This window comes from Pseudoxanthomonas indica (genome assembly GCF_900167565.1).
GTDB classification, from domain to species: Bacteria; Pseudomonadota; Gammaproteobacteria; order Xanthomonadales; family Xanthomonadaceae; genus Pseudoxanthomonas_A; species Pseudoxanthomonas_A indica.
Genome location: NZ_FUZV01000002.1, coordinates 292,985 through 308,436, shown reverse-complemented (window position 1 = coordinate 308,436; position 15,452 = coordinate 292,985). Strand labels below are relative to the sequence as shown.

The 15,452-nt window shown below is 67.0% G+C and carries 12 protein-coding genes; 4 read left to right on the top strand and 8 right to left on the bottom strand.

The annotated features are described in order from the left end of the window. Positions 1 to 109: 109 nt before the first annotated feature. From purL to xerD, 3 genes are all read right to left on the bottom strand, one after another. Positions 110 to 4,018, bottom strand: a complete 3,909-nt coding sequence (gene purL / locus B5X78_RS12050) for a phosphoribosylformylglycinamidine synthase (protein ID WP_079724783.1) — start codon at positions 4,016 to 4,018, stop codon at positions 110 to 112. A 72-nt stretch (positions 4,019 to 4,090) separates the two neighbouring features. Next, complete coding sequence (locus B5X78_RS12045) at positions 4,091 to 4,888, bottom strand: thioredoxin fold domain-containing protein (RefSeq protein ID WP_079724782.1); 798 nt, start codon at positions 4,886 to 4,888, stop codon at positions 4,091 to 4,093. Between the two features lie 78 nt (positions 4,889 to 4,966). Further along, a complete protein-coding gene (gene xerD, locus B5X78_RS12040) occupies positions 4,967 to 5,920 on the bottom strand; it encodes a site-specific tyrosine recombinase XerD (RefSeq protein WP_079724781.1) in 954 nt (317 codons plus the stop codon). A gap of 72 nt (positions 5,921 to 5,992) precedes the next feature. On the opposite strand from xerD, the gene B5X78_RS12035 reads away from it, so the two are divergent. After that, a complete protein-coding gene (locus B5X78_RS12035; protein WP_079724780.1) occupies positions 5,993 to 6,475 on the top strand; it encodes an RDD family protein in 483 nt (160 codons plus the stop codon). On the opposite strand, the gene lptG is transcribed toward B5X78_RS12035, so the two are convergent. Then, entirely contained in the window at positions 6,472 to 7,572 is a 1,101-nt protein-coding gene (gene lptG, locus B5X78_RS12030; protein ID WP_079724779.1) for an LPS export ABC transporter permease LptG, read from the bottom strand. The genes B5X78_RS12035 and lptG overlap by 4 nt on opposite strands. After that, positions 7,569 to 8,648 carry an LPS export ABC transporter permease LptF gene (lptF, locus tag B5X78_RS12025; RefSeq protein WP_079724778.1) on the bottom strand — a complete coding sequence of 360 codons (1,080 nt, stop codon included), beginning with the start codon at positions 8,646 to 8,648 and terminating at the stop codon, positions 7,569 to 7,571. The genes lptG and lptF overlap by 4 nt, the downstream gene beginning before the upstream one ends. Before the next feature lie 130 nt (positions 8,649 to 8,778). Between lptF and B5X78_RS12020 the strand changes: the two genes are divergently transcribed. The 3 genes from B5X78_RS12020 to B5X78_RS12010 are packed head-to-tail and all read left to right on the top strand — an operon-like array spanning position 8,779 to position 13,592. Continuing rightward, complete coding sequence (locus B5X78_RS12020; RefSeq protein WP_079724777.1) at positions 8,779 to 10,251, top strand: leucyl aminopeptidase; 1,473 nt, start codon at positions 8,779 to 8,781, stop codon at positions 10,249 to 10,251. Between the two features lie 12 nt (positions 10,252 to 10,263). Then, positions 10,264 to 10,689, top strand: a complete 426-nt coding sequence (locus B5X78_RS12015; RefSeq protein WP_079724776.1) for a DNA polymerase III subunit chi — start codon at positions 10,264 to 10,266, stop codon at positions 10,687 to 10,689. Between the two features lie 8 nt (positions 10,690 to 10,697). After that, positions 10,698 to 13,592, top strand: coding sequence for a valine--tRNA ligase (locus B5X78_RS12010; protein ID WP_079726157.1), 2,895 nt, complete (start codon positions 10,698 to 10,700; stop codon positions 13,590 to 13,592). A 105-nt stretch (positions 13,593 to 13,697) separates the two neighbouring features. Here B5X78_RS12010 and rimI read toward each other — a convergent pair whose 3' ends face one another. From rimI to pssA, 3 genes are read right to left on the bottom strand one after another with little or no spacing between them, the layout of a single operon-like run. Further along, positions 13,698 to 14,138: a ribosomal protein S18-alanine N-acetyltransferase gene (gene rimI, locus B5X78_RS12005; protein ID WP_079726156.1), complete on the bottom strand. Its 441-nt coding sequence runs from the start codon at positions 14,136 to 14,138 to the stop codon at positions 13,698 to 13,700. A gap of 50 nt (positions 14,139 to 14,188) precedes the next feature. Beyond that, positions 14,189 to 14,635, bottom strand: coding sequence for a hypothetical protein (locus B5X78_RS12000; protein ID WP_079724775.1), 447 nt, complete (start codon positions 14,633 to 14,635; stop codon positions 14,189 to 14,191). Further along, the gene (gene pssA, locus B5X78_RS11995) at positions 14,632 to 15,411 is read right to left on the bottom strand and encodes a CDP-diacylglycerol--serine O-phosphatidyltransferase (RefSeq protein ID WP_079724774.1); all 780 of its coding nucleotides are present in this window, start codon (positions 15,409 to 15,411) and stop codon (positions 14,632 to 14,634) included. The genes B5X78_RS12000 and pssA overlap by 4 nt, the downstream gene beginning before the upstream one ends. Positions 15,412 to 15,452: the final 41 nt, after the last annotated feature.

Here is a 15,452-nt window from a genome sequence, read left to right as displayed (position 1 = left end):
GCACCTCGTCAAGACGTGCAGACTTTAGCACCGGCCAGCGAGCCGCCCTACCCTGGTACCGAAGCGCCTGCAGCGCAGCGACGGAGCAGGTTCGGCGCTGCACTGGCGGTCATCCCACCCAGACGCGCGCGTTGCGGAACATGCGCAGCCACGGCGAGTCTTCCGGCCAGTCGGCCGGCGCCCAGCTGTGGTTGACCCGGCGCGGGGTGCGCTCGGGGTGCGGCATCAAGATGGTGGCGCGACCGTCGTTGCTGGTCAGGCCGGTGATGCCGTCGGGCGAGCCGTTGGGATTGGTCGGATAGTGCTCGGCCACGTGGCCTTCGCCATCGATATAGCGCAGGGCAATCCGCGCCGCCGCCGGATCCACGCCGGAATCGAAGTCGGCGCGGCCTTCGCCATGCGCCACCGCCACCGGAATGCGCGAGCCGGCCATGCCGCGGAAGAACACCGAGGGCGATTCCAGCACTTCCAGCAGTGCGGTGCGGGCTTCGAACTGTTCGCTACGATTGCGCAGGAAACGCGGCCAATGCTCGGCGCCGGGAATGATGTCCTTGAGCTGGCTGAGCATCTGGCAGCCATTGCACACGCCCAGCGAGAAGGTGTCGTTGCGGGCGAAGAACGTGGCAAACGCGTCACGCAGCGCGCTGCGTTCGAGCACGGAGGTGGCCCAGCCACGACCGGCGCCCAGCACGTCGCCGTAGCTGAAACCACCGCACGCCGCGAAGCCGCTGAAGCCATCCAGCGTCACGCGACCGGCGATCAGATCGCTCATGTGCACATCGAAGGCATCGAAACCGGCGCGGGTGAACGCCGAGGCCATTTCAATCTGGCCATTGACGCCCTGCTCGCGCAGGATCGCCACCTTCGGCCGTGCGCCCTTGGCGATGAAGGGCGCGGCGATGTCGTCGCCGGCATCAAAGCTCAACTTGGGCTTCAATCCCGGCGCGTTGAACTGGCGCGCGGTCTCGCGTTCCTGATCGGCGCTTTCCGGGTTGTCGCGCAGCTTCTGCATGGCGTGGCTGACCGACCACCAGGCATCGAACAAGGCTTCCCAGCGCCACTCCGACAGCAACTCGCCCTCCTGCTGCACGCGAATCATCGGGGCGGTGGTGGGCCGGGCGATGCGTTGCGCACATTCGGTCAGCGCGTGGCGTTCGACCAGATCGGCGAATGCGGCACGGTCTTCATCGGCCACCTGCACCACCGCGCCCAGTTCTTCGGCGAACAGCGTGCGGAAGGGATCATCGCCCCAGCCATCCAGGTTGATGTCCAGGCCGAGATGAGAGGTAAAGGCCATCTCGCTCAAGGTGGCGAACGCGCCGCCGTCGCTGCGGTCGTGGTAGGCCAGCAGCAGGCCGGCTTCGCGCGCATCACGAATCAGTGCGAAGAAATCGCGCAGGCGCTGCGGGTCGTCCAGATCCGGCACGCCGTCCTGATCGTCGCCGGCAAAAGCCGGCAGCGTGCTGTCCAGGCGTGCGTCCGGATAGACCTGCACCAGCACCGAACCGCCCAGGCGCTTCTTGCCCGCGCCCAGGCCGATCAGCCACAGGTCGCTGGCTTCATCGCGTTGCAGCAGTGGCGTCAGCTGCTGGCGCACGTCGGTGACCGGCGCAAACGCGGAGATCACCAGCGACACCGGCGACACCGACTTCTGCGCGCCCGCTTCCGACGACCACTGCGCCTGCATGGACAGCGAGTCCTTGCCGACCGGAATGCTGATCTCCAGTTCCGGGCACAGTTCCATGCCCACGGCCTTGACCGCGTCGAACAACAACGCGTCTTCGCCATTATGGCCGGCGGCGGCCATCCAGTTGGCCGACAGCTTGATGCGGTCCAGCGATTCCACCGGTGCGGCGCACAGATTGGTGATCGCCTCGCCCACCGCCATGCGTGCCGACGCGGCGGCATCCAGCAAGGCCAGCGGCGTGCGTTCGCCAATGGACATGGCTTCGCCGTTGAAGCGTTCGTAATCGGTCAGGGTGATCGCGCAATCGGCCACCGGCATCTGCCAGGGGCCGACCAGCTGTTCGCGCGCGGTCAAGCCGCCGACGCTGCGATCGCCGATGGTGATCAGGAACTGCTTGGACGCCACGGTCGGATGCGCGAGCACGCGCAGGCCGGCTTCATGCAGATCCAGCGCGCGCGTGTCGATCGCCGGCCACGGCGCGGCGGGCGGATGACGGGTGTCGCGATGCATCTTGGGCGGCTTGCCGAACAGCACGTCCATCGGCAGGTTGATCGGGTAGTCGCGCGTCAGGTCAGCATCGACCGTGGCGCCGTAGCCCACCACCAGCCGTTCTTCGGCGGTGGCCACGCCCACGGCGGCGAACGGGCAGCGCTCGCGCTCGCAGATCGCGGCAAACTCCGCCAACCGCGATTGCGGCACGCCGAGCACGTAGCGTTCCTGCGATTCGTTGCACCACAACTGCATCGGCGAGAGCGAGGGATCGTCACTGGGCACCTTGCCCAGATCGATCACGCCACCCACGCCGGAGTCGTGCAGCAATTCCGGAATGGCATTGGACAGGCCACCGGCGCCGACGTCATGGAACCAGAGGATCGGATTGTCCAGACCCAGGCCGACGCAGCGATCGATGACTTCCTGGCAGCGCCGCTCCATCTCCGGGTTGTCGCGCTGCACGCTGGCGAAATCCAGCTCCTCGGCGCTTTCGCCGGAGGCCACCGAACTGGCCGCACCGCCGCCCAGGCCAATCAACATGGCCGGACCACCGAGCACGATCACCGCATCGCCGGGCGACAGGGTCTTCTTTTCCACCTGCACGCGATCGATGGCGCCCAGGCCACCGGCCAGCATGATCGGCTTGTCGTAGGCGCGCGCCAGCGCATCGCCCTGCGACAACTCGAAGCTGCGGAAATAGCCCAGCAGGTTGGGACGACCGAATTCGTTGTTGAACGCAGCGCCGCCGAGCGGGCCGTCGAGCATGATTTCCAGCGCCGGCGCCATCCGCGGGTTGAGCGCGCGCGCGGCTTCCCACGGCTGCGGCAAGGTCGGGATGCGCAGGTGCGAGACGCTGAAGCCGGTCAGGCCGGCCTTGGGCTTGCCGCCACGGCCGGTCGCGCCTTCGTCGCGGATCTCGCCGCCGGCGCCGGTGCTGGCGCCGGGAAAGGGCGCAATCGCGGTGGGATGGTTGTGCGTTTCGACCTTGATGCAGAACGCCGAATCCAGCACCGCTTCGCTGCGGTAATGACCGCCGGTATCGGGGCGGAACCGCGCGCCCGGATAGCCTTCCACCACCGCGGCGTTGTCGCTGTATGCCGACAGCGTGTACTGCGGGGTCTGCTGGTGGGTGTGCTTGATCATGCGGAACAGCGACTGCTGGCCGCCGTTGTGCAGCATCTCCTTGCCGTCGATGGTCCAGGAGGCGTTGAAGATCTTGTGCCGGCAGTGCTCGGAATTGGCCTGGGCGAACATCATCAGTTCGACGTCGGATGGGTCGCGTCCCAGTTCGCCGAAGCGATCCCGCAGGTAGTCGATTTCGTCCTGCGCCAGGGCCAGGCCCAGGCGGCTGTTGGCCGCTTCCAGATCGGCCAGGGCGATGCGTTCCAGTTCGCCGCGCGCCGGGGCGCTGAACAAGGCAGCGGCCTGCTCGCGGCTGGCCAGCAGCGACTGGGTCATCGGATCGTGCAGGGCGCGCGCCAGCTCGCGGGCGTCGTCGCGCCAGTTTTCCAGGTCGATGCGCAGGCCGCGTTCGACCCGGCGCAGCTTCAGGCCGGCGCCGCGCAGCAACTCGGTGGCCTTGCTGGCCCAGGGCGACAAGGTGCCCAGGCGGGGCACCACGAAGCGCGACTGCGCTCCCGGCGCCAGCCCCTCGGCCTGCCCGCTGGCCTGCAGGATGCGTCCCAGCGTGGCCAGGTCCAGGTCGGACCCTTCGGCATCGATGAAGTAGACATGCCAGGCGCCGCGGATGCGGACGTCGGGAGCCAGGGACTGGAGCTTGCTTTCAAGCCGCGCGCGGCGGAATTGCGACAAGGCCGGTTGGCCTTCAAGGACGATCATGTCCGGAACCGTGGGAGCGTGCCGTCGGGACGGGGCTCGCCATTGTACGTGAGCCGGGGCTCCGGTTCCCGCTTACTGGCCGCCCTTGCCTTCGGCCCACTGGTCCAGGGCCAGCCGCAGGTTGCCCGGCGGCAGGTAGCCGCCCAGCTGGGTGCCGTCGGCGGTGAAGATGGCCGGGGTGCCGTCCACGCCGATGCGCTGGCCGATGTTGTATTCCATCGAGACCGGGTTCTTGCAGTCGCGGCGCTCGATGGAGCCACCGCCCTTGGCGTTGGTCAGGGCGCGCCGGCGATCGCTGGCGCACCAGACCGAGATCATGTCCTGGTGGTCCTTGCTGCCCAGGCCCATGCGCGGGAATGCCATGTACTGGACCGCGATGCCCTGCCGATTGAGCTCGGCGATTTCGCTGTGCAGCTTGCGGCAGTAGCCGCATTCGATGTCGGTGAACACCGTGACGGTGTACTTGGGATTGGGCGGGGCGAACACGATGCGATCGCTGACCGGCACGGTGTCGATCAGCTTCTGGCGGAATTTCGCCAACGCCGCGCTGTCGCGCATCAGGTCGCGGTTCTCGCGCTGCAGGTCCACCACCGCGCCCTGTACCAGGTAGCGGCCGTCGTCGCTGATGTAGACCAGCTGGCCACCGGCGATCACTTCGCGGAAGCCCGGCAGCGGCGCCACGCCGATGTACTCCACGCTGACGTCGGGATTGAGCTTGCTCAGTGCGGCGCGCACCTTCGCGTCGGCCGCGCTGCTGTTGGCGGGCGCCTTGGCCTGCCCCTGGGTCTGCGCGGCCTGTGACTGCGGCGCTTGCGCGCAGGCGGTCAGGCTGAGCGCACCCAGCAGGGCGGTGGCAAGAAGACGCTTCATCAGGATTCCTGGGGGGCGGAAGACATGCGCGGCATTCTCGCACAGCGCCCTTCGGCGCCGCTGAATCCCGGTGGTGGCTCAGGCGCGGGGATGATGGCGGGCGTGCAGCGATTTCAGGTGCTCGCGCGCCACCAGTGTGTAGATCTGCGTGGTCGACAGCGAACTGTGGCCCAACAGCAGCTGCAGCGCGCGCAAATCAGCGCCGTGGTTGAGCAGGTGGGTGGCGAAACTGTGGCGCAGTCCGTGCGGGCTGATCTTGGCCGGATCGATTCCGGCCAACACCGCATAGCGCTTGACCAGCGCCCAGAACTGCTGCCGCGTGGGCGCCTCGCCATTGGGAGTCAGGAACAGCGGCGCCAGGCTGCGCTTGCCGGCCAGCGCCGGGCGTGACTGCGCCAGGTAGCGTTCGATCCAGTGCTGCGATTCCTCGCCCAGCGGCACCAACCGATCCTTGCTGCCCTTGCCGGTCACCCGGATCACGCCCTGGCGCAGGTTGACGGCATTGGCGGGCACGTTGACCAGTTCGCTCACGCGCAGGCCGGCGGCATACATCAGTTCCAGCATCGCGCGATCACGGATGCCCAGCGGGTCGTCCAGCGCCGGCGCCGCCAGTAGCGCTTCAATCTGCGATTCGGCCAGCGCCTTGGGCAGCGGCCGCGGCAACTTGGGTGGATCCAGCAGCGCGGTGGGATCGTCGGGACGATCCCCACGTCGCAGTCGATGTGCGAAGAACGCGCGCAGCGACGAGAGCAGCCGCGCATTGCTGCGTGGCGAGTAGCCCTCGCGGGTGCGCCAGGCCAGGTAATCGAACAGGCTGGCACGATCGGCAGCCGGCAGGCCGCCGCCTTTGCCGTTGCGCCAACGTGCATAGCCTTCGAGGTCGCGCCGGTAGCTGTCCAGCGAGGGGCGTGCCAGGCCGCTCTCGGCCCAGATCGCATCCAGGAAAGCGGCAATCGCCACCGCGTCGGCGTCGGGGACAGGCGGCAAGGCCAGGATGGCCTGGCGGCGTTCGGCGGGCGTGCTGGAACTCATGCCGCCACTTTAGCCGGCGTCTTGCGAAAGTGGGGACGCGAGCCCGGCGGGCGCTCGCGTTATCCTTTCGCGATGGACGACACCCTCGATTCTTCCCCGCAAAAGCCGCGCGCGCTGGTGTTCTGGCGCCTGTTCGGCATGGTTTACGACGCGCTGCCGGTAATTGCGCTTTGGCTGCTGATCTCGGCGCTGTTCACCGTCGCCTATACCTTCCTGGGTCATCACGCCGCCCGCGAGAACATCGCTCCGTTCAGCCCGCTGCAGATTCTCTTGTGGCTGGTGTGCTGGGCGGTGACGGGTGTCTACGCCACGGCCAGCTGGCGCCGCGGCGGACAGACCCTGGGCATGCGTCCGTGGCGCACGCGGGTGGTCGGCGTGGAAGGCAGCCAGCCCGGCTGGCGCGCGTTGTGGCTGCGCTATGCCGTAGCGACCGTGTCGTTGCTCGCCGGTGGGCTGGGCTTCTGGTGGGCCTGGATCGACCGGCAACATCTGACCTGGCATGACCGCGCCAGCGGCACCCGCCTGATCCGCGAACCCAAGCGCGCCCGCCGCTAGGTACTGCGGCGCCGGAACATCAGGGCGGAGACCGCCAGCAAGAGGATCGGTGGCATCGCATAGGCCAGACGGAAGTCGAGATGGAACGCGCTGGCCAGGCGGACGAACTGCAACTGCAGCGCCCAGAAGCTGACCGCGAACACGATGCCCAGGAACAGGCGCTTGCCCATGCCGCCGCTGCGCAGGCTGCCGAAGGCGAACGGAATGGCCGCCAGGCACAGAGCCAACACATTGAGCGGGAAGAACCAGCGGCTCCAGTACAGGTCTTCGTACTCGCGCGCATCCAGGCCATTGCGCTTGCGGTAGTCGATGTTCTGGCTGAGTTCGCGGGTCGGCATGTTGCGCGCTTTGGTCAGGCCCGACGACAGCACCGCCGCATCCAGCTTGGATTCCCAGCGCTCGCCCAGCGACACCACCTGGCTGACGGAACGCTCATGGAAGGTGGTGCGGCGCACGTTCTTGAGCAACCAGAAGCCTTCCTGGTGATCGGCGGTGGCCGCATGCGCGATCGACGCCAGGCGACCATCCGCGGCCAGTTCGTACAGGCGCACATCCCGCAGTTGCAGCCAGCTGCGGCCCTTGTCTTCCATTTCCTCGCCGCCCTGGGCGTACATGAAGGTATTGCCTTCGCGCGCCCACAGCCCGGAGTAGCGATCCACCGCCACGTCACCACTGCGTGCGCTGTTCTTCAGCACGTCAGCCTGACGCTGGCCCCAGGGGCCCAGGGTTTCGCCACTGAACACCATCAGACCAGTCAGCAAGGCCAGTGCAGCCGCCACCGAGATGCTCAGGCGACGGCGCGACAGGCCCAGCGCGCGCAGGGCGGTCAGTTCCGAGCTGGCGGCCAGTTGGCCCAGTCCCATCAGCGAACCGATCACCGCGGCGGTCGGGAACATCGTGTAGGCCCGACGCGGTACGGTGTAGAACAACCAGGCCACCGCGTGGCCGAAGGTGTAGTTGCCCTTGCCGATGTCGCCCACTTCGTTGGACAGCGCCATCACCATGTCCAGACCCACCAGCACTGCCCAGGTCAGCAGCACCGTGGCCAGCACGACCCGGCCGATGTACAGATCGTGGATGTTGGGGACCAGCTTCATGCGCGCACCTTGGCCCGGCCCAGCGTGCCATCGCGCAGATACAGCCAAATCGCCAGGGCCAGCATCGGCAGGGTCAACCACCACAGGCCCACCACGCCGGGCAGCTTGCCGTCGGTGAGGGCCTGGGTACCGTTGAACATCAGGCTGATCCCGACCAGATACGCCAGGAAACCCACCATGATTCGCCCATAGCGCGTCTGCCGCGGCGAACTGCGCGACAGCGGCAAGGTCAACAGGGCGAAGGCCAGCGCCAGCAGCGGCGGGGTGAGCCGGGCATGCAACTGGGCGGTGGCGCCGGGGCGCGGATCGGTCAAGAGCGCGGGCGTGGACAACACTTCCGGATCGTCCTTGTCCAGGGTGTCACCGCGATCCGGCAGCGCGGCTTCGTTGCTGGCATAGCGCATCAAGCGGTAATCCAGACCGCTGCCGGCCGGGCCTTCGACCCGGAACCCGTCGCTCAGGCGCAGGTAACGCTTGCGCTCGCCTTCGAAGAACATCTGCCCGTCCTGGGCGGTGACCACGTCCAACCGATCGTCCTTCTGCCGGTGCATGAAAATCCGCTTGAGGCTGGTGCCGTCGGCCGAGAGGGCGCTGATATAGACCACCGTGCCATTGGACAGGACGGTGAACTTGCCGGCTTCCAGCCCGGCCACCACCAGGCTGCGGTTGGCCTGGTCCAGCATGGTCTGGCTGGTGCGGATGGCCCAGGGGCCCAGCCACAGCGAACAGGTGGCCACGGCCAGCACCACCGGCAGCACCAGTGACAGCAGCGGCCGCAACAGCCGGCGCGGACCCACACCGGTGCCGGTCAGCACCGCCATTTCCGAGTCCCGGTACAGGCGCGAGAACGCCAGCAGCAGGCCCAACATCAGGGCCAGCGGCAGGATGTAGGGCAGATAGCCCAGGAACTGCAGGCCCAACTGGGAGAGCAGCAGGCGCGCCGGCACCTTGCCGTCGGCGACCCGGCCGAGGATGTCGGCCATCACCCCGCCCACACTGACCATCAACAGGATGATCAGGGTCGCCAGGAAGCTCTGGGTGAATTCGCGGAAGAGGTAGCGGTCCAGCTTCGCCATCGTGCTTGTCTTACAATCCGGGGTTCGTTCGCTGGTGTTCGCCGCGCGGGGCCTGTCGGGCTTGCGCCCGGGTCGGTCCCCTCTCCGACGGAACGCGCGATTGTACGGAACTGTCCACGGAATCTCCTCAATGACCCTCGAATTCACCCTGAACCAGGAAGCCCCGGCCCACGCCATGGTCGACTGCGTCGTCGTCGGCGTCTACGCCGACAAGACCCTGACCGCCGCCGCGCAAGCCATTGACGGCGCCAGCGCAGGTCGCCTGGCCGCCCTGGTGGCACGTGGCGACGTCAGCGGCAAGACCGGCAAGACCGCCATGTTGCACGATCTGGCCGGCGTCACCGCGCCGCGCGTGCTGGTGGTGGGACTGGGCGAGCCGGCCAAGTTCGGCGTGCCGCAGTATCTCAAGGCGATCGGCGATGCGGCGCGCACGTTGAAGACCGGCCCGACCGCCAACGCGCTCTTCACCTTGACCGAAGTGGAAGTGAAGGAGCGTGACGATGCCTGGAAGATTCGCCAGGCGGTGATCGCCGCCGACCATGCCTGCTACCGGTACACCGCCACGCTGGGCAAGAAGAAGAACGACGAAGCCGGCCTGACCGGATTCGCGATCAGCGGCAACGACGCGCAGGCACTGGCGCATGGCATCGCGATTGCGGCCGGCGTGCAGGTCACCCGCGAACTGGGCAACCTGCCGCCCAACATCTGCAACCCCGCCTATCTCGCCGAGCAGGGCCGCAAGATTGCCGCCGACCACGCAGGCGCCGAGTGCGAAGTCCTCGACGAAGCGCAGATGGAAACCCTGGGCATGGGGTCGCTGCTGGCGGTCGCGCGCGGTTCGGCCAATCGCCCGTACATGGTCGTGCTGAAGTGGAACAACGGCGGCGACGCCAAGCCGTTCGTGCTGGTCGGCAAGGGCATCACCTTCGATACCGGCGGCGTCAACTTGAAGACGCAGGGCGGCATCGAGGAAATGAAGTACGACATGCTCGGCGCCGGCAGCGTGATCGGCGCCTACGTGGCAGCGGTGAAGATGCAGCTGCCGATCAACCTGGTGGTGATCGTGCCGGCGGTGGAAAACGCGATCGACGGCAATGCCTATCGCCCGTCCGATGTCATCACCAGCATGTCCGGCAAGACCATTGAAGTGGGCAACACCGATGCCGAAGGCCGCCTGATCCTGTGCGATGCACTGACCTATGCGCAGCGTTTCGAGCCGCAGGCCCTGGTCAATGCCGCCACCCTGACCGGCGCGTGTGTGGTGGCCCTGGGCCGCTACGCCACCGGCCTGATGAGCAAGCACGACGATCTGTCCAACGAACTGCTGGCCGCGGGTGAAACCGTATTCGATCGCGCCTGGCGCCTGCCGCTGTGGGACGAATACCAGACCCAGCTCGACTCGACCTTTGCCGACGTCTACAACATCGGTGGCCGTTGGGCCGGTGCAATCACCGCGGGCTGCTTCCTGGCGCGCTTCACCGAAGGCCAGCGCTGGGCGCATCTGGACATTGCCGGCGTGGCCAACGACGAAGGCAAGCGCGGCATGGCCACGGGCCGGCCGGTGGGTCTGCTGACGCAGTGGTTGCTGGATCGCGTCGGCTGACCGCCGCTCCCCCTGATGCGCGCCGATTTCTACCTGATCGCCAAGCCCCGTTTCCTGGAAGAGCCCTTGCGGCTGGTCTGCGAACTGGCGCGCAAGGCGTATGACGGCAATTTGTGGACCTTGATCCTGGCCCGCGACGCCGCGCAGGCCGAGGAACTGGACGAGCTGTTGTGGGCCTTCGACGAGGAGGCCTACATCCCGCACCAGATTGCCGGCACCGATGACGAAGACGATCTCACGCCCGTGCTGATCGCCACGCCCGACATCGATGCACCCGCCCGCGCCCTGGTGATCAACCTGCGCGATGAGGCCTTTTCCGGCCAGTGCGAGCGGGTATTGGAAGTGGTCCCGGCCGATCCCGCCGCCCGCGATCCGCTGCGCGAGCGCTGGAAGCAGTACAAGGCGCGCGGCTTTGACGTAAACAAGTACGACATGTAATGGACCCCATGACTCTCGCCTCCAGCTACGACCCCAAATCCTTTGAAGCCCGCTTGTACGCCGAGTGGGAAAGCGCCGGCCACTTCAAGCCGCGCGGCGAAGGCGAGCCGTATTCGATCCTGCTGCCGCCGCCCAATGTCACGGGTACGCTGCACATGGGCCACGCCTTCCAGCACACCCTGCAGGACGCGCTGATCCGCTACCACCGCATGCGCGGCTACGACACGCTGTGGCAGATGGGTACCGATCACGCCGGCATCGCCACCGAGATGGTGGTCAGCCGCAACCTGGCGATCGAAGGCAAGGGCGAGAGTCGCGATTCACTCGGTCGCGAGGGTTTCATCGGCAAGGTCTGGGAATGGAAGGCGCAGTCCGGCGACACCATCGAACGGCAGATGCGCCGCCTGGGCACCTCCGGTGACTGGTCGCGCAGCACCTTCACCATGGACGAGCAGCCCTCGCGCGCGGTCATCGAGTCGTTCGTGCGCTGGCACGAGGAAGGCCTGATCTATCGCGGCCAGCGGCTGGTCAACTGGGATCCGGTGCTGAAGACCGCGATCTCGGATCTGGAAGTGGAGAACGTCGAGGAAGACGGCTTCCTCTGGTCGATCCGCTATCCGCTGGCCGATGGCGCCAGCTACGAGCACGTCGAGCATGACGCCGACGGCAACGAAATCCTGCGCGAAACCCGCGACTACCTGATTGTCGCCACCACCCGCCCGGAAACCATGCTCGGCGATACCGCCGCGATGGTGCATCCGGAAGATCCCCGCTATGCGTCGCTGATTGGCAAGGCGGTGCAGCTGCCGCTGACCGATCGGCGCATCCCGGTGATTGCCGATGACTATGTCGACCGCGCCTTCGGCACCGGCGTGGTCAAGGTCACGCCAGCGCATGACTTCAACGACTACCAGGTGGGCGTGCGCCATGACCTGCCGTTGATCAACCTGTTCACGCCGGTCGCCGCGGTCAACGACAACGCGCCGGAGAAGTATCGCGGCCTGGACCGATACGAAGCACGCAAGGTAGTGCTAGCCGACCTCGAAGATCTCGGCCTGCTGGTCGAGACCAGGCCGCACAAGCTGCAGGTACCGCGTGGCGATCGCACCGGCCAGGTGATCGAGCCCTACCTGACCGATCAGTGGTTCGTGAAGATGGACGCGCTGGCCCAGCGCGGACTGGAACTGGTCGAAAAGGGCGAGGTCAAGTTCGTCCCGGCCAACTGGATCAACACCTATCGCCACTGGATGGAGAACATCCAGGATTGGTGCATCAGCCGCCAGCTGTGGTGGGGCCACCGCATACCGGCGTGGTTCGACGATCAGGGCAACTGCTACGTCGGCCGCGACGAAGCCGAAGCGCGCGCCAAGGCCGGCCTTTCCGCCGACGTGGCCCTGCACCAGGACAGCGACGTGCTGGAAACCTGGTTCTCCTCGCAGCTGTGGCCGTTCAGCACGCTGGGCTGGCCTGATGCGCAGGCGATGCAGGAGCGCGGTTTTGATCGCTACCTGCCGTCGTCGGTGCTGGTCACCGGCTTCGACATCATTTTCTTCTGGGTCGCGCGCATGATCATGGCAACCGATCACTTCACCGGCCGCGTGCCGTTCAAGGACGTGTACGTCACCGGCCTGATCCGCGACGCGCAGGGCCAGAAGATGTCCAAGTCCAAGGGCAACGTGCTGGACCCGCTGGACATCATCGACGGCATCGCGCTGGAAGATCTGGTGGCCAAGCGCGTGGTCGGGCTGATGCAGCCCAAGATCGCCGAGCGCATCGAAAAAGCCACGCGCAAGGAATTCCCCGACGGCATCGCCGCGCACGGCGCCGACGCGCTGCGCTTCACCATTGCCGCCCTGGCCACCCACGGCCGCGACATCAAGTTCGATCTGGGCCGCGCCGAAGGCTACAAGAACTTCTGCAACAAGCTCTGGAACGCCAGCCGCTTCGTGCTGATGAACACCGCTGCCGAAACCGCCGACGGCTCTTCCCTTCCCCCGCAAGCGGGGGAAGGTGCCCGAAGGGCGGATGGGGGCAAGCCGGCCAATCAGCTTTCAGCCGTCACCGACGCCGAAAAGTGGATCCTCGCCCGCCTCGCGCAGGTCACCGCCGAAGCCGAAGGCCACTACGCCAACTACCGCTTCGACCTGCTCGCGCAGTCGTTGTACGAGTTTGCCTGGAACGAGTTCTGCGACTGGTTCGTCGAACTGTCCAAGCCCGCGCTCAATGGTGATGACGCCGTTGCCGCGGCCAGCACCCGCCACACCTTGCTGCACGTGCTGGAATCGCTGCTGCGCCTGCTGCATCCGCTGATCCCCTTCGTCACTGAAGAACTCTGGCAGCAGGTCGCACCGCGCCTGGGTATTGCCGGCGACACCATCTCCCTGCAGCCCTACCCCAACGCCGCCGACTTTGCCGGCCAGGATTTCGCTGCCGCCGAAGCGGACGTGGAATGGCTCAAGCAGATGGTGTCGGCGCTGCGCCGCGTGCGCAGTGAATTGAACGTGGCGCCCTCCAGGCAGGTGAGCCTGCTGCTGCAAGGCGGCAGCGACAAGGATCCCGCCCGCATGGATCGCTTCCGCGCGTCGCTGGCGTTCCTGCTCAAGCTCGAAGCGATCACCTGGCTCTCGGCCAACGACAGCGCACCGGCATCGGCGACAGCGGTGGTTGGTGACCTGACCTTGTTGGTGCCGCTGGAAGGCCTGGTCGATCTGGACGCCGAGCGCACGCGCCTGGACAAGGAAATCAAGCGCGTGGAAGGCGAGATCGGCAAGTGCAACGGCAAGCTGGGCAACGCCACCTTCGTCGACAATGCGCCCGCCGCCGTGGTCGAACAGGAACGCCAACGCCTGGCGGATTGGACCAACCAGCTGGGCGCATTGCGCGAGCAGCGCGGCAAGCTCTGAATCCGTTGGACAGCACGGAAATAAAACGGGCCCATGGCCCGTTTTTTTTACCGGTCGTAACGACGCGCTGGAACGCGGGTGGGTAACTGCGTGGCGCGCTCGCCGCTACGCCATCTCGTCAAAGAACAATTCGATCGCCATCACCAGCGCGTCTTCGCGACCATCGCGCGCCGGGTAGTAACGCGGACGGCGACCAATCTCGTTGAAGCCTTCGCTGTGGTACAGGCAGATCGCGCCCAGGTTCGAGGGGCGCACTTCGAGAAAAACGCGGCCGGCGCGCAGATCGCGCGCCGAGTTCACCAGCGCACGCAGCAGGTAACGGCCGTGGCCCCGGCCCTGCCGTTCGGGGGACACGCAGACATTGAGGATATGCGCCTCATCGGCGGCCACGCTGAGGATGCCGTAGCCAATCACCAACTGATGTTCGGTCAGCACCCAGGCCGGATAACCGGCCTTGAGGCAGTCGCGGAAAATGCCGCGGGTCCACGGAAACGGATAGGCGCGCTGCTCGATCGCCATCACCGCGTCCAGATCACTGTCGCGCATCGGACGCAATGCGACCGGGCCGGCGGCAGGTTCGGCGCGGATGGCGCTCACTAGGGGACTGGCCTGCGCAACGCGCGCAGGCGCGGCCACAGCGCGCGCTTGGCGGAGGGATTGCCGCGCAGTTCGGCCGACGCCGGCCACTGCGCGAAGATCTCGGCGGCGCCTTCCGCATTCGGATTGCAGCCCGACGCACGAATCAGCGCGAAGTGCAGGCGATCCGGCAGTCGCGCTCCGGCTGCGCGGGGACGTGCGGCGGGCCGCGCGGCGGCCGCGGGGCGGGCCGGCGCGGCCTCATCCAGCAATGGCGCCACGCGCGCTTGCGCTCTCGCCGTGACGGGCGCGGCGTTGGCGGTTTCCGGTGCAGGCGTCGCTGCGGCGACAGCCTCCGGTTCGACGGCCTCGGTCACCGAACCACTCGCATACACGGTGTAGCCCAACGCCGCCAGCCACTCCTGCTGTTCTGCCGACCAGGGCAGCGCCGCGTCGACCAGGCTCATGACACCCGCGCCTCGCTGCGACGCGCACGCTGCCACAGCCAGTAGCCGGGCCCGGACAGTGCATAGACCACGCCCACCGCAAACAGCACGCGCGGCAGATCGATGAAGGCAATGGCGATCGCCACCGCGACCACCAGCAGGGCGACGAAGGGCACGCGATCGGCGCGCGCGCCACCTTCACCAGTTCCCTTGAAACTCCAGAAACGGATCCGGCTCACCATCAGCAACGCGGCCAGGATGGTCACCACCAGCGCGACATAGCGCAGCTCGTCGCCGTTCCAACCCAGGGTGCCGTCGGCAAACGCCCAGACGAAGGACATCATCAATCCGGCCGCGGCCGGACTGGCCAACCCGATGAACCAGCGCTTGTCGACCGAGCCCACCTGGGTGTTGAAGCGCGCCAGGCGCAATGCGGCGCAGGCGGCATAGAGAAAGGCCACCGCCCAACCGACCCGGCCCATGGTCTGGCTGTCCAGCTTCAGCGCCGACAGGGACCAGTGGTACATCACCAGCGCCGGCGCCAGGCCAAAGCTGACCAGGTCGGCCAGCGAGTCGTACTGCACGCCAAAGTCGCTGCTGGTGCCGGTCAGGCGCGCCACGCGGCCATCGATGCCATCCATCAACCCGGCCACGAACACCGCGATGGCGGCATGCACGAACTGTTCGTTGGCCGCGGCGATGATCGCGTAGAAGCCCGCAAACAGGCCCGCCGTGGTGAACAGGTTGGGCAGCAGGTAGATCCCGCGCGAGCGCGGCGGCGGCTTGATTTCGTCCATGGGTCGCAGTTTAGCCCATGGCATCGGCGCAACGGCTTGCC

Excerpts from the sequence above, each read along its gene's own strand:
- B5X78_RS12045 (WP_079724782.1), bottom strand. The coding sequence starts at position 4,888 with ATGAAGCGTCTTCTTGCCACCGCCCTGCTGGGTGCGCTCAGCCTGACC.
- rimI (WP_079726156.1), bottom strand. The coding sequence starts at position 14,138 with ATGCGCGACAGTGATCTGGACGCGGTGATGGCGATCGAGCAGCGCGCC.
- B5X78_RS12035 (WP_079724780.1), top strand. The coding sequence starts at position 5,993 with ATGGACGACACCCTCGATTCTTCCCCGCAAAAGCCGCGCGCGCTGGTG.
- purL (WP_079724783.1), bottom strand. The coding sequence starts at position 4,018 with ATGATCGTCCTTGAAGGCCAACCGGCCTTGTCGCAATTCCGCCGCGCG.
- B5X78_RS12020 (WP_079724777.1), top strand. The coding sequence starts at position 8,779 with ATGACCCTCGAATTCACCCTGAACCAGGAAGCCCCGGCCCACGCCATG.
- xerD (WP_079724781.1), bottom strand. The coding sequence starts at position 5,920 with ATGAGTTCCAGCACGCCCGCCGAACGCCGCCAGGCCATCCTGGCCTTG.
- B5X78_RS12010 (WP_079726157.1), top strand. The coding sequence starts at position 10,698 with ATGACTCTCGCCTCCAGCTACGACCCCAAATCCTTTGAAGCCCGCTTG.
- lptF (WP_079724778.1), bottom strand. The coding sequence starts at position 8,648 with ATGGCGAAGCTGGACCGCTACCTCTTCCGCGAATTCACCCAGAGCTTC.
- pssA (WP_079724774.1), bottom strand. The coding sequence starts at position 15,411 with ATGGACGAAATCAAGCCGCCGCCGCGCTCGCGCGGGATCTACCTGCTG.
- B5X78_RS12000 (WP_079724775.1), bottom strand. The coding sequence starts at position 14,635 with ATGAGCCTGGTCGACGCGGCGCTGCCCTGGTCGGCAGAACAGCAGGAG.
- lptG (WP_079724779.1), bottom strand. The coding sequence starts at position 7,572 with ATGAAGCTGGTCCCCAACATCCACGATCTGTACATCGGCCGGGTCGTG.